Below are 12508 nucleotides of genomic sequence, written 5' to 3' on the forward strand. Positions count from 1 at the left end.
TGATGGGTGAGCCGCCGTTGTTGGGTGCGGTCCAGGTCACGGTTGCGGAGGCGTTCCCTGCGGTGGCGGTGACTGCGGTCGGTGCCGCGGGTGCCGTACTGGCCGGTGATGTCAGTGCCTGGACACCTTGGCGGACGGTGACCATGGGCAGCCCACTGTTTTTCACTGCCGCCATGTGGGCGTCGAGCGCAGCCGAAGGGGTGTTGTAGATATCTCCGCCGATGTTCGCTCCCACCTCGTGGTAGACCAGTACCAGCCAGGTGTTGTTGGCCTTCGCGGAGTTGATCCAACCCTGCACCGTGGCGTTGGACGTGGTGGAAACGACGTTCTGTACGAGGACGTTATACGGATCGAAGCCGGTTGCGGCGTTGAACCCGTCGTCTGTGTTGCGCTGGGTGGCGTAGTAGTTCTTCACCGCCGCCGTGGTGGTCGCGTTGTACGCCCCGTAGGGGGAGGCGAAATCGATCCCGGCTGTGGGGCCAAACATCTGTTGCAGCGTGGCCCTGCTCTGCGAAAGCTCGTTATTGCGCTGCGTAGCGGTGAGTGTGGTCAGGTCCGCGTGGGTGACGGTGTGGGAAGCGATCTCGTCGCCACGGTTTGCGAACGCCTGGATCTGGGCCTGCGTCATGTAGGCAGGCACGTCATTAATCCCTGCCGTGTAGATGTACATCGTGGCCGGAACCCCGTACTTGTTCAGGACTGGCAGCGCATTGTTGTACTGGCTCGCCCACCCGTCGTCAAACGTCACACTGACCATGCCACCGGCCGCGGCCTGGACCGCGGGGCCAGACCAGAGCGAAGCGGCGCCAAGTACCAGGCTGAGGGACAGCGAAACCGCCCCCAGCTGTCTGATCGATAGTTGTTTTGCGCCATTCCCGCGCGTTTCCGGGACCGATAGGGGCTGCGGGGAGCGCGCACGGTCAGGCCTGTTCTGGAAGGCGGACCTAAGTATCCGGAATCGGTTCATGATTTCCATCTCGTCCAGCCCCTGCCTCGTGGGATCCCGTGCCGGCCGCCGGCCCCTGCCAGGGTCCTGGTAGGCAGCCGCGACTATGGAGTGGGCCAGGACCTGAGGTCCGGCCGTATGCTGCAGTCACGGTAGTCCCCGGCAGAAGCGAGTATCCCGAGTAGTCACTACTCGCTTTATCGCGGGTCGCTACTTGCTGGCCCTCGGGGCAGGTACGTTCGTGCCGGTCTGCTTCTATCCTCCGGGCCTGGACGGGCGTAAACTCGCCCGTAACAGGAAAACGGCACGATCGTACCTATAGGAGCACCAATGACGGAACCCATCACCGACCTGTTGCCCGCCGTGGTTCGTTCTCGTCGCGGTCAGCTGGGCCTGACCCAGCAGGATCTTGCCGACATGGCCGGCGTCTCCGAGCGCTTTGTCCGCTTTGTCGAGCAGGGAAAACCGAGCATCCAGCTGGATTCGCTCACTGCCGTGCTTGAGGCGCTGGGCCTCGAATTGCAGCTCAGTACAAGAGCCAGCCAGGCCGCCCGGATGCTTGTGGGCCCGGCCAGTGCCTCAAGCAATGTAGGTGAAACCCAGCCGTGAAGCACCGCATCGCCGACATCTACAAGGCAGGTGTCCTGGCTGCCAAACTCGAACGCCTCGACGGTGGCACCCGATTCAGCTACCTGCCGGCCTACTTCCAAAGCGGGGGACCCGCCGTGGCCAGTTCCCTGCCGCTCACCACCGCCCCGGTGCTTTCAGCGGCGGGGGCGGCGCCGCCCTATTTCACCGGCCTGCTGCCTGAAGGCCGCCGGCTCAACGCGCTGCGGCGCTCGATTAAGACCAGCGCCGACGATGACCTGTCCCTGCTGATCGCCGCCGGCGGGAACCCGGTGGGCGATGTCCAGATCGTGGGCCACGGCGAGGCGCTTGATCCGGACGAGCACGCTGTGCAGCTGGATCCCAAACTGCCGGTTGACTTCGACAAGTTGCTCGGCGACCCCGACCTGATCGACCCCGTTGCCCTGGCCGGGGTGCAGGACAAGCTGTCTGCCGGCATGATCTCGCTCCCGGTGGCCAGCGCCGGCAGGCGGTACATCCTTAAACTCAACGCCCCCGAATTCCCGCATGTAGTGGAGAACGAGCTGGTGATGTTCCGGTACGCGGCCAGGCTGCGGATTCCGCTGAGCCGGGTCCGGCTGATCCGGGATGTCGCGGGCCGGCCCGGGCTGCTGGTGGAACGCTTCGACAGGGTGCCCGTCTCCGGCGGCGGGCCGGACGACGTCCGGCGCCTGGCGGTGGAGGACGGGGCCCAGGTCCTGAAGCTTTACCCGGCGGACAAGTACAACGTGGCTTATGGGCAGGTCTGCCATGCTCTGGCCGATTATTGCTCGGCGCCTCTGCCGGCGCTCCGGAACCTGGCTATCCAGGGGGCGTTTGCCTGGCTGAGCGGCAATGGGGACCTGCACGCTAAGAACGTTTCCATGGTCCAGCAGCCGCACGGGGAGTGGACCATCGCCCCGGTCTACGACATTCCCTCCACGGTGGTCTACGGGGACAAGACCCTTGCGCTCACCCTGAACGGGAAGCGGAGCGGGATCTCGCGCCGCCACTTTCTGGGTTGGGCCACCGACTTAGGGCTCACAGACCGCACCGCTGCCCAGGTGCTGGAGCTCGCACTCAAGGCGTCAGGTCCGCTCATCGCCGACCTGGAGGCAGGCGCCGCGTTCGCCGGGCTCGGGGGGCCAGAGAGGAACGACGGCGGCGGCGCGCCGTTTTCTGGCATGGTCACCAGGGCGTGGGTGAAGGAGCTCAGGCACCGCAGGCGCTTGCTGGAAGGCTGAGGCACCCGCGGTGACTGCCGCCGTCGTGCGTGGTTAAAGGTGCTGGATGCCTGCCCGCTGCATGGCGTCCTTATAGACGTCCACGCTTTTGGTCAGGAGATCCTCCTGTTTTGCTTCGGAAACAGCAAAGGCCCGCCCGCCGAGCGCGCTGGCCTTATAGATCTTAATGCCGCTGTTCTTCAGGGAAGAATGGTAGGTCTTCTCGAAGAGAGTGAGAAACGTGGAGGCGTCCGTGCCGTGGGCGATGACTGCGGAGACCCGGCGGTTGATCTTGAGGAACTGCCGGAAGGGCCGCAGGCCGTCGGTCTTCTCCTGGACGTTCAGCGCTGACGGAAGCTCCGGATCCCGCACCCACGGGTACGCATTCCACGGCATCACGTAGCGCGGATCAAGCTCGGCAAGTTCGTAAATCTGGGTGGCCCGGCGGGCGGCTTCGTCGTCGTTGAAATGGGAGACGAACCCGGACTCGGTACCCTTGCCGGGACTGACATGGAGGCTGACGATCCGGCATTCGTCCTCGTCGTGCACGGGGTCGATGTACGGGACGACGGACCCTGGCTTTTTTTCCATCAGTTCATCGCAGAGCTGCGTTACCGCCGCGATGTTCGGTTCCTGTAGCAGGGCCTTTTTTTCGTCCCAGTCAATCGTCACGATCTCTCCCTCAGCAGCACGGCGTCCAGAAACAGGCGTCTAAACCCACTCTACGCTTTTGGACGTATAGGTGCGCAGTGCAAGTTGGTCCGGACCGGCGCCTGGCCGGGTAACGTCATCAAGATGAACAGGAAAACGCTCAAGTCCGACGGCTTTGCCGGTTTCCGGGCCTTCGACAGCCTTGAGATCATCAGAATTCCGCAGGGTACCGGGGTGTTCGCCGTTCTCCGGCCGAATGAGTTCGAGCCGCACTTCCTAAAGATCAGCACCGCCGGGACCTTCAAGAAAAAGAATCCCACCCTGCCGGCGGACGCCATATGGGCTGAATGGGTGGACGGCGCGGACATTCTCTACGTCGGCAAAGCCGGGCCGGGAAGCAAGGGCAACCGCGGCCTCCGGAACCAGATCAAGGAGTTCCTGGATTTTGGGCGGGGCAGGCCGCCGGGCCATTGGGACGGCCGGCTGATCTGGCAGCTGACCCACACGGATGAGCTCATCATGGCGTGGAAAGAGCTCCCTGCCGAGGAAGTAGGCCAGGCTGAGGCCGCGTACCACGCTGCCTTCCTCGCGGACCACGGCAAGCTGCCGTTCGCGAACCTCGTGCAGGCCAAAGTGCGGAACTAAGCCAGGCCGCCGTCGTACGTTAAGCGGCCGGCCACCAGCGTTGCCGCAACCGGCATGGCGGCGAATCTCGGGTCCGGCGAGGTCAGCGGATCGGCGTCGAGCACCACCAGGTCCGCCGGGTCCCCGACGCGGATCCGGCTCCGGCCCCTGGCTGAAGCGGCAAGCGCCTGCCCCCGGCTGATGCATTCCTGGGGATGCCACGGCCCTCGGGCGTCCTGCCGAGACCTGGTGGTGGCCGCCGACATCGCGGCCCACGGATCCAGCGGCGCAACCGGTGCGTCCGAACCCAGCGCCAACGTGGCTCCGGCGTCGAGGAGCGACCTCAGCGGAAACGCCCGCTGCGTGCGGCCGCCCCAGTTGGACTCCGCGGCGTCGCGGTCATCAAGAGCATGCACCGGCTGCACGCTGGCCGTCACACCCAGAGGCCCAAAGCGGGCCAGATCCTCCGTCCGGACAAACTGCGCGTGTTCAATCCGGCCGGCGGTCCCTGCATGCTCAAAGGCGTCCAGCGCCACCTGGTTGGCGCCATCCCCGATCGCATGGACCGCCGGGACAAAGCCGTATTCCCGTGCGCGCCGAAGCAGGGACACCAAGTCGGCAAAGCTGACAGTCAGCAGCCCGTAGCCGCCGGCGGGGTACGGGTCCACGCAAAACGCCGTCCGGGTGTTCAGCGAGCCGTCAATAAGCACCTTCAGCGGACCGGCCCGCAGGAGCCCCTTGCCGCCGTCGAGTTCCAGGTCTGTGCGCATACCGTCGTGGTGGGCCCGCTCCAGGTCCTCGGGATAGACGGCGGCCTCCACCCGGAGGGCGGTGAATCCACCGGCGATGCGGCGCAGCCAGGCGTCACGGTTCCAGGTCATCTCGAAATCAACGATGCCCACGATGCCCCGGGCGGCTGCCACGTCTGCGGCATCGCGGACCCAGCCGTCCACCACTGAGTCCGGGAGCTTCCCCAGCTCACGGGTCAGCGCAAAAGCAGGTTCCTCCCGGAGCAGGCCCCCAGCGTCAACCTCCACCCCATGCCGCCTGGCGGCGGCGCTGTTCAGCCAGACACAATGCAGGTCGTGGCTGATCAGGGCGGTGGGCTGGTTGCCGGTGGCGGCGTCGAGCATTGCCAGAGTGGGGACGTCCGGCCACAAGGCGTCGCGGAAGCCTACCCCCACGGTGGTAACGGAAGGCTCGGCGCCGAGAACATAGAGTCCGACGGCGGCCGCCGCCTCTCCGGCGGACGCGGCGGCGGACAGGTCCGGCCTGTTTGAGTGCAGCGCCCACTGGGTCATGTGGACGTGTTCGTCCCAGAGCCCTGGAATGACGTAGCGCCCGTCCAGGCTGACCACGCGGGTGTCGCCCGGGATCCCGCCGCCGGCACTGACCCGGGTTATCACGCCGTCAACGATGTGCAGGTCCGACACGGTGTCCTCGCCGGGCTGGCGGACGGAGGCCAGGACGATGTTGTTCACAGTTCCCATTCTGATAGCTCGGCGGGCGAACAGGCTAGGTTGCGGAGCCCTTAAGCCGTTCCATCTCGCGCCGGTCCTTCTTGGTAGGACGCCCGGCGCCGCGGTCCCGCTGCGGGAGGCCCAGCGCCGGTGCCACCGGCCTTGGCGGCGTGTGGTCGGTGAAGCAGTGCGACGCGGCCTCTGCGCCAACACGTTTGGCGATCAGGCGGCGGACTTCGAGGGTGCGTTCGAAGCCGGACATCCGTACCGTAACGGTGTCGCCCGTGACCAGTGTGGCCGAGGCTTTGGCCGGGTTTCCGTTCAGCCGCACGTGCCCCGCGCGGCACGAAGCGGTGGCGGCCGAGCGTGTCTTGTAGGCGCGGATCGCCCACAGCCACGCATCAATGCGGACGCTGGCGGGGGAGGACGGAGGGATGGTCATGGCTGGCACCGAGTATACGGCGTAGCGGTAACGTGTCCTGTCCAATGACTGCCAGGAGCCGGGGTACCGCCCGCCCGCTACTGAGCCGGCGGCTCGTAATTCGGTGGGTAATTCGAAGGCGAAGCCGGCGGTTGACCATAAGATGCGTTCCAGCCGTTGGGAGGTACAGGGCCACCTGCCTGGCCGGTTTGGGCAAATGCCGGAGGCGTGCCTCCCTGGATCCGGATGAGCTCTGCGGTGTTCTCCGCAGTGCGGATGCCTGCCACCAACGACTCAAGGCCGATCCGAGCCAGGGCCAGATAGATCAGGGCAATCAAGGGCCCAATCACAAGCATGACCAGAATGGCGAGAACAATGTTCCGGCCTGCGAAGGCGGCGATGACGATGCCGATGTATCCGATGCCCAGCGCAACCATGATCAGAATGTAAACAATCCTGGCGATTGATGGAGATACGAATTTCGTGAATGACAGGTCGAACAGATTTTTCATGGTTCCCCCAAATAGTTGCCCGCGTTGAGGCGGGCTCATGCTGACGGTTGCCAGCCTAGTCGCCGGGCCCGCCCACTCGACGCATGACCCGGAGTTTTGTCCCGACAATGGGGCCGTCCGTGCGTTTTCCGGCCGTTATCGGGACAAAAACTCCAGGGGAGCGGCGCTCCTATGCTTCGCGGGTGGCGGGGGACTTGGTTTGCGCCGAATCGCGTTCCGCGAGGGAGCCCACGGCGTCGTCGATCTTCTTCAGGACCTGGGGCTCCAGCGTCACGCCGGCGGCGGCAACACTGTCAGCGATCTGCTCGGGGCGTGACGCGCCCACGATGGCGGAGGCCACGTTCGGGTTCTGCAGGACCCATGCCACCGCAAGCTGCGGCATGGTGAGCCCGGCTTCCGCGGCGATCGGCTTGAGGTCCTGGACGGCGGCCAGGACGTCGTCGCGCATCCAGCGCTGGATCATCTTGGCGCCACCCTTGTCATCCGTGGCACGGCTGCCTTCGGGCGCAGGCTGGCCGGGCAGGTACTTTCCGCTGAGGACGCCCTGCGCCATGGGGGACCAGACAATCTGGGACACGCCCAGCTCCTCCGACGCCGGCACAACCTCGGCTTCGATGACCCGCCACAGCATGGAGTACTGCGGCTGGTTGGAGATCAGCTGGAAGCCCAGCTCCTTGGACAGCGCGTGGCCGTCGCGGAGCTGGTCTGCGGTCCATTCGCTGACGCCGATGTACAGCGCCTTGCCCTGCCGCACAATGTCCGCGAACGCCTGCATGGTCTCTTCCAGGGGCGTCTCGAAGTCGAACCGGTGGGCCTGGTAAAGGTCCACGTAATCGGTCTGCAGCCTGCGGAGCGAGCCGTTGATCGACTCCATAATGTGCTTGCGGGACAGGCCAACATCGTTTTTGCCCTTGGGGCCGGTGGGGCCGTAGACCTTGGTGAAGATCTCCAAGGACTCGCGGCGTTCGCCCTTCAGCGCCTCGCCGAGGACTGTCTCCGCGGCCGTGTTGGCGTAGACGTCCGCTGTGTCGAAGGTGCTGATGCCAACGTCGAGCGCTGCCCGTACGCACTGGGTGGCGACGTCGTTCTCCACCTGCGAGCCGTGCGTCAGCCAGTTGCCGAACGTGATTTCCGAGACTTTGAGGCCACTGTTTCCGAGGTATCTGAATTCCATGGTTTCCACGCTAGCCGAGATAGTTGCTCAGGGTAAGGGCTTTCCGGGTGTGCGTTCGGAACGGACGACGGCGCTGCGCCGCGTTTCGCGCTCAGCGGCGGCGGAGCTCCGCGTACTCCAGGGACGGCACCACGGCGCCGGCGTCGCGCTCCACGAAGTTGGTCCCGGGCGGCACCAGTTCGTCGATTGCATCCAGGACGGACTCGCCCAGGAGGGTGTCCGCGGCCTTCAGGTAGGCCCCGAGGTGCTCTTCGGTGCGCGGACCGATGATCACACTGCTGACCGTGGGGTGGTTCAGTGCGAACCCAATGGACATTTCCACGAGCGAGATCTCTAGCTTGTCGGCCAGCCTGGCCAGCGCGTCGGCGGCGTGCAGTTTCCGTTCGCTGGAAGGCCCGGAAATGTCGTAGCGTCCCGGGAGTGAATGGACGCGGGTTGCCGGTTTCCCGGCATCGAGGACAAACTCGCCGGACAGCCAGCCCCCGGCCAGCGGACCGTAGGCGAGCACGCCCAGGCCGTACTGCTGCGCAATGGGCAGGACATCGCGCTCGTTGCCGCGGACCAGCATCGAATACGGGACCTGGTTGGCAACGGGAGGAATCAGGTGGTTGGTGGTGGCCAGCCACTGCGCCTCCACGAGCTGCGCGGGCGTAAACACCGAGGTGCCGTAGTAGAGGATCTTGCCCTGCCGGATGAGGTCGTTCAGGGCAGTGATGGTCTCCAGCACGTCAGTGTTGTAGTCCGGGCGGTGCGCCTGGTACAGGTCGATCCGGTCCGTCTGCAGCCTGCGGAGGCTGCCGTCTACCGCCTGCATGATCCAGCGCCGGGAGTTCCCGGAGTGGGCGGGGTTGGCGCTCATCTGGCCATGGAACTTGGTGGCCAGGAAGACGTCGTCGCGGCGCCCGCGGAGTGCACGGCCTACCACCTGTTCGGACTCACCTTGGGAGTACACGTCCGCAGTGTCCACCGCGGTGATGCCGGCATCAAGGGCCGCCTGGATGATGCGGATGCTTTCGTCCGCTCCAGTGGGGGCGCCGCCGGATGCGCCGCCCGGGCCTTCGCCAAAGTTCATGGTGCCCAGTGTGAGCGGGCTGATGGGCGTGCCGGACCGCCCGAACACACGAAGTTCGCTGAGGCTCATCCCCGGCTCCTCACGATCGATTTCCCACGCGGATTGCTGTGGATCGTCACGACGCTACACAAATTCGGCGCAGCGCCGCAGGAAAGCGCCACAGTGCTTCGCTTTTCGTAGCACGGGGTAACGCGGCCGGGCGCAGTGACGGTTTGTGACGCCCGGGCGCCGCGCGGTCCTAGCGTCGGTCGGCAGGCAGCTTGGCTTTGAGGACCTTCGCGTGGCCGGACAACGACACCAGCGAACCGGTGTCCAACAGGGACAACGGTGCCGGGGCGGGCGGCTTCGTGAACGAGCGGGCAGCCCCGGTGGCAGTGGTCTCACCGGCGGAGTCATCGCGGTTGGGGTTATCGCGGTTGGGGTTGTCCTGATGCAGCGCCGACTCCACCAGGGGAGCCACCGCTTCCAACGTCGCCGCGGGAACGGAGGGGCCGGGAAGATCACGTACCGAGATCTTGATTTCGGGGGCGGCCGCACGGGCGCGCGCCATGGCCCGGGCATCCGCCTCGGCCACCGCCGCGGCCCAGTCCTCGGCGAGCACCGGAGGCTCCTTGCGGGCCGCGGTAAGCATCGGGTGGTGCTCCACCACATGGTTGAAGCGGGGCCGGAGCTCGGAGGGTTTCAGGAAATTGCGGCTGTCCCGCAGGGCCTTGCGCCAGTCGCGCGGCGTGCTCACTACGGCCAAGGCAGCCGCACTGTGGGCTCGTACCGTGGACAGGGCTAAGCAGGCCGCCGCCCGCAGGGCGCTGGCTTTTGCCCGCAGCACCCCGGCGCGGGCCGGCTCGCCGACAGAGGGGGCGGCAGCGCCGGCGTCGTGCGTTTCAAAAGAGGCGTCCGACGGCGGCCCGGGCTCGCCGGTCAGCCGGACCAGCGGGAGGGTTTCGCTTTTCGGTAGCCGGCCGAAGAGGGCCATCGCGGTGAGGACAAACAGCCGCCCGACGCCGGCAAGCAGCAGGGTGAGGACAACCAACAGGAACAGGCCCAGGAACATCAGGAGCGCCAGGCCGAGCGTGCCGAAAAAAGTCAGGTTGAGAGCGATCGTCGTTGAATCTCCCACGTCATCTCTCCTCTCTGCCGGCAGCGGAGTCCGTCCCGGCACTCATCACCACGGGCAACAGCCCCCCACCACCTTACGGACTATTTTTCCGTCAGGAGGGCTCCGGGCGGGGTTCGTCCGAGGTTGTTTCGAAGCTGTTACCGGATATGACAACGCCGGCTGCGACCTATAGTCGAAAGGGATCCACGAGGCCGCCGGAAAGCGGTCCGGACAACCGAGACAGGAGCACCATGCCCGAGAATCCGATCAACGCCGGTCCGTGCGTTTGCCTGTCCGGCGAGGCTTACGCGGACTGCTGCGGGCGGTTCCATCATGGCGGGGCCGAAGCGCCCACGGCGGAGCAGCTGATGCGCTCCCGCTACAGCGCGTTTGTCCTGCTGGACGCCGAATACCTCCGGAAAACCTGGCACCCGGATACCGCGCCTTCGGATCTGGAGCTGGACCCGGCCATGGAGTGGCGCCGCCTGGATATCCTGTCCACGAGCCGCGGCGGCCCGTTGGATACCGAGGGGACCGTGGAGTTCAAGGCTCACTACCGGCATGACGGCGGACGCGGAGTCCACCACGAAACCAGCCGCTTTGTCCGCGAGAACCGCCGCTGGTACTACGTCGACGCCGTGATGCTCGCCTGACTGCCCTGAGGAGGCGTCAGGAGCACAGAGGTGGGCACGGCTTCCGCGTCAGAGCAGTGCCTGCGTCGGCAAGGTAAGGATTTCGGCTCCGTCGTTGGTGATCGCGATCGTGTGCTCGCTGTGTGCTGTCCGGCAGCCTGTGGCACTTCGGAGCGTCCACCCGTCGGCGTCCGTGATGAGTTCCGCGGTGTCCGCCATGATCCACGGCTCAAGCGCGAGCAGTAGCCCTGGGCGCAGTGTGTATCCGCGGCCGGGCCGTCCGGTGTTCGCAATGTGCGGGTCCTGATGCATCGTTGAGCCGATGCCGTGCCCTCCGAACTGGGTGTTGATCGGGTATCCAGCCTCGCTGAGGACGGAGCCGATGGCATGGGAGATATCGCCGATGCGGGCCCCGGGTCCGGCGGCAGCTATCCCTGCGCTCAACGCGCGCTCGGTCGCGCTGATCATGGCGACGCTCTCCGGCGGCTGGGATTCGCCCACGATGAAGCTGATGGCAGAGTCTGCGGCGATTCCGTCCTTGGAGACGGCGAGGTCGAGTGTCAGCAAATCGCCTTCGGCAAGTGTGTAGTCGTGGGGTAGCCCGTGCAGCACGGCGTCGTTGACGGCCGTGCAGATGTAGTGGCCGAACGGCCCCCGGCCGAAGGATGGCTCGTAGTCGACGTAACAGGACAGCCCACCAGCCTCGACGATCATAGCCGCAGCCCACCGGTCGATGTCCAGGAGGTTTGTCCCCACCGTGCTCCGGCTTTTGAGGGTGTGCAGGATGTCAGAGACGAGGACGCCCGTCACTTTTGCCCGGGCCAATTCGTTCTGGTTCAGGATCTCAATCATGCGGCGCCTCTCTCATACATCCAATAACTATCCCGGCCATATTATCCCGGTATTAGTATTGGAGCCATGGTCAGATTGCCACTCACATCCGAAGAGGTCGAACGAGGACAGCGCCTCGGCGCCCTGTTGCGTCGGGCCAGGGGAGAACGCTCGATGCTCACCACCGCGCTCGAGGCGCGCGTCTCACCGGAGACCCTCCGGAAAATCGAATCGGGCCGCGTAGCCACCCCGGCCTTCTCCACCATCGCAGCGATCGCCGACGTCGTCGGCCTTTCCCTTGATGCGGTGTGGGTGGAGATCAACCGGCCCGAACGCAGTGTTGAACCGGCCAGCTCCGGCCCCACCGCCCACACGCGGTTGGCCTCGTAAGGCTCAGCCGCTGTACGTTTCGTCCGGGGTAAAGCCGGCGCGGTCCACCTTGCGGTGGAAGTGCATGCCGGCCAGTCCGCCGAGCACGGCACCCACCAGCGCGACCAAGGCCACCACCACGGCGGCAATGATGCTGGTGAAGGTCAGTTCGCCTTCATTGATGGGGATCCGGGGGAAGCTGTTCAGGTTGGCCAGGACATTGAACTGCTGGCCCGCGATGATGCCCAGCAGCGCAATCACAACCGCGGCGATCAGCGCCCAGATCCATACCATAAAGCCCTGCTTGGCGCCGTTGAACCGAGCCATCCGGCCGGCGACGTAGCCGCCGGAGTAATAGGAGACGAACAGGACCACCAGCAGGACAATGATGCCCACCAGCCCGACGGCGCCGTTCGTCGTCACCTGGCTAACGGCGTCGTTTACGTCGGTGTTGTTCGCCAGGCCTACCGCCGTTCCGGCCGCGGCCACAAACGCCGTGAGCAGGACGGCCATGCCGGTGGCGGCGAGCCAGCCGAAAAAGGCCGAGCCCACCTTGATGCCGCCGAACTGTTCCTTCTCCCTGGCTACGGCCGTCTGCCGGTCAGTCAGGCGCGGATCCGTCAGGCGTGGATCCAGCACCGAAGCGTCGGCCACCGGAGCGTCGGCTGCCGGGGCATAGCCCTGCTCGGCATAGTCCCGCTCGGCAGACGGCGCCGGCGTCTGATCGAAGGCACGCGTGGGCTCGCCACCGGCGAAGCTTTGGTCGCGAGTGGTTTCACTCCGCAGGTTCTCGTTCCGCGTCGTTGGCGGAAATCTGTCCTCTGGGTCCGTTGGGTTGCTCATGGGTCAACTCAACCACTGCCGACCAGAGATAACAAGTATGCTTAGCAA

At 65.7% G+C, this 12508-nt stretch carries 15 protein-coding genes; 5 read left to right on the forward strand and 10 right to left on the reverse strand.

Going from position 1 to position 12508, the window contains the following annotated elements; genetic code table 11:
- Window positions 1-748: polysaccharide deacetylase family protein (locus ACZY1F_RS20495; RefSeq protein ID WP_463944272.1), on the reverse strand; the 748-nt coding region annotated here is incomplete at its 3' end.
- A 528-nt stretch (window positions 749-1276) separates the two neighbouring features.
- Here ACZY1F_RS20495 and ACZY1F_RS20500 point away from each other — a divergent pair.
- Window positions 1277-1555 (forward strand): helix-turn-helix transcriptional regulator, encoded by a 279-nt coding sequence (locus ACZY1F_RS20500; protein WP_463944273.1) that lies wholly within the window; start codon window positions 1277-1279, stop codon window positions 1553-1555.
- Window positions 1552-2796 (forward strand): type II toxin-antitoxin system HipA family toxin, encoded by a 1245-nt coding sequence (locus tag ACZY1F_RS20505; protein ID WP_463944274.1) that lies wholly within the window; start codon window positions 1552-1554, stop codon window positions 2794-2796. The genes ACZY1F_RS20500 and ACZY1F_RS20505 overlap by 4 nt, the downstream gene beginning before the upstream one ends.
- Window positions 2797-2829: 33 nt before the next feature.
- Here ACZY1F_RS20505 and ACZY1F_RS20510 read toward each other — a convergent pair whose 3' ends face one another.
- Window positions 2830-3447 (reverse strand): uracil-DNA glycosylase family protein, encoded by a 618-nt coding sequence (locus tag ACZY1F_RS20510; protein WP_463859439.1) that lies wholly within the window; start codon window positions 3445-3447, stop codon window positions 2830-2832.
- A gap of 123 nt (window positions 3448-3570) precedes the next feature.
- Between ACZY1F_RS20510 and ACZY1F_RS20515 the strand changes: the two genes are divergently transcribed.
- The gene (locus tag ACZY1F_RS20515; protein ID WP_463944275.1) at window positions 3571-4071 is read left to right on the forward strand and encodes a hypothetical protein; all 501 of its coding nucleotides are present in this window, start codon (window positions 3571-3573) and stop codon (window positions 4069-4071) included.
- Here the strand turns inward: ACZY1F_RS20515 and ACZY1F_RS20520 are convergent.
- From ACZY1F_RS20520 to ACZY1F_RS20545, 6 genes are all read right to left on the reverse strand, one after another.
- Window positions 4068-5540: an amidohydrolase gene (locus ACZY1F_RS20520; protein WP_463944276.1), complete on the reverse strand. Its 1473-nt coding sequence runs from the start codon at window positions 5538-5540 to the stop codon at window positions 4068-4070. The genes ACZY1F_RS20515 and ACZY1F_RS20520 overlap by 4 nt on opposite strands.
- A gap of 25 nt (window positions 5541-5565) precedes the next feature.
- A complete protein-coding gene (locus ACZY1F_RS20525) occupies window positions 5566-5952 on the reverse strand; it encodes an RNA-binding S4 domain-containing protein (protein WP_463944277.1) in 387 nt (128 codons plus the stop codon).
- 77 nt (window positions 5953-6029) lie between these two features.
- The gene (locus ACZY1F_RS20530; RefSeq protein WP_463944278.1) at window positions 6030-6443 is read right to left on the reverse strand and encodes a DUF4282 domain-containing protein; all 414 of its coding nucleotides are present in this window, start codon (window positions 6441-6443) and stop codon (window positions 6030-6032) included.
- Window positions 6444-6612: 169 nt separating this feature from the next.
- Window positions 6613-7617 carry an aldo/keto reductase family protein gene (locus ACZY1F_RS20535; protein ID WP_463944279.1) on the reverse strand — a complete coding sequence of 335 codons (1005 nt, stop codon included), beginning with the start codon at window positions 7615-7617 and terminating at the stop codon, window positions 6613-6615.
- A 91-nt stretch (window positions 7618-7708) separates the two neighbouring features.
- Window positions 7709-8758: an aldo/keto reductase gene (locus ACZY1F_RS20540; protein ID WP_463944280.1), complete on the reverse strand. Its 1050-nt coding sequence runs from the start codon at window positions 8756-8758 to the stop codon at window positions 7709-7711.
- A gap of 169 nt (window positions 8759-8927) precedes the next feature.
- Entirely contained in the window at window positions 8928-9806 is an 879-nt protein-coding gene (locus ACZY1F_RS20545) for a hypothetical protein (protein WP_463944281.1), read from the reverse strand.
- Window positions 9807-10036: 230 nt separating this feature from the next.
- Here ACZY1F_RS20545 and ACZY1F_RS20550 point away from each other — a divergent pair, with 230 nt between their 5' ends.
- The gene (locus ACZY1F_RS20550) at window positions 10037-10438 is read left to right on the forward strand and encodes a YchJ family protein (RefSeq protein ID WP_463944282.1); all 402 of its coding nucleotides are present in this window, start codon (window positions 10037-10039) and stop codon (window positions 10436-10438) included.
- A 48-nt stretch (window positions 10439-10486) separates the two neighbouring features.
- Here the strand turns inward: ACZY1F_RS20550 and map are convergent, their stop codons facing one another.
- Complete coding sequence (gene map / locus ACZY1F_RS20555; protein WP_463944283.1) at window positions 10487-11269, reverse strand: type I methionyl aminopeptidase; 783 nt, start codon at window positions 11267-11269, stop codon at window positions 10487-10489.
- A gap of 66 nt (window positions 11270-11335) precedes the next feature.
- Here map and ACZY1F_RS20560 point away from each other — a divergent pair, with 66 nt between their 5' ends.
- On the forward strand, window positions 11336-11638 hold the full coding sequence (locus tag ACZY1F_RS20560) for a helix-turn-helix domain-containing protein (RefSeq protein ID WP_463944284.1): 303 nt from the start codon (window positions 11336-11338) through the stop codon (window positions 11636-11638).
- A 3-nt stretch (window positions 11639-11641) separates the two neighbouring features.
- On the opposite strand, the gene ACZY1F_RS20565 is transcribed toward ACZY1F_RS20560, so the two are convergent.
- Window positions 11642-12460, reverse strand: coding sequence for a M48 family metalloprotease (locus ACZY1F_RS20565; protein WP_463944285.1), 819 nt, complete (start codon window positions 12458-12460; stop codon window positions 11642-11644).
- Between the last annotated feature and the right edge of the window lie 48 nt (window positions 12461-12508).

The organism is Pseudarthrobacter xylosi (assembly GCF_055412765.1).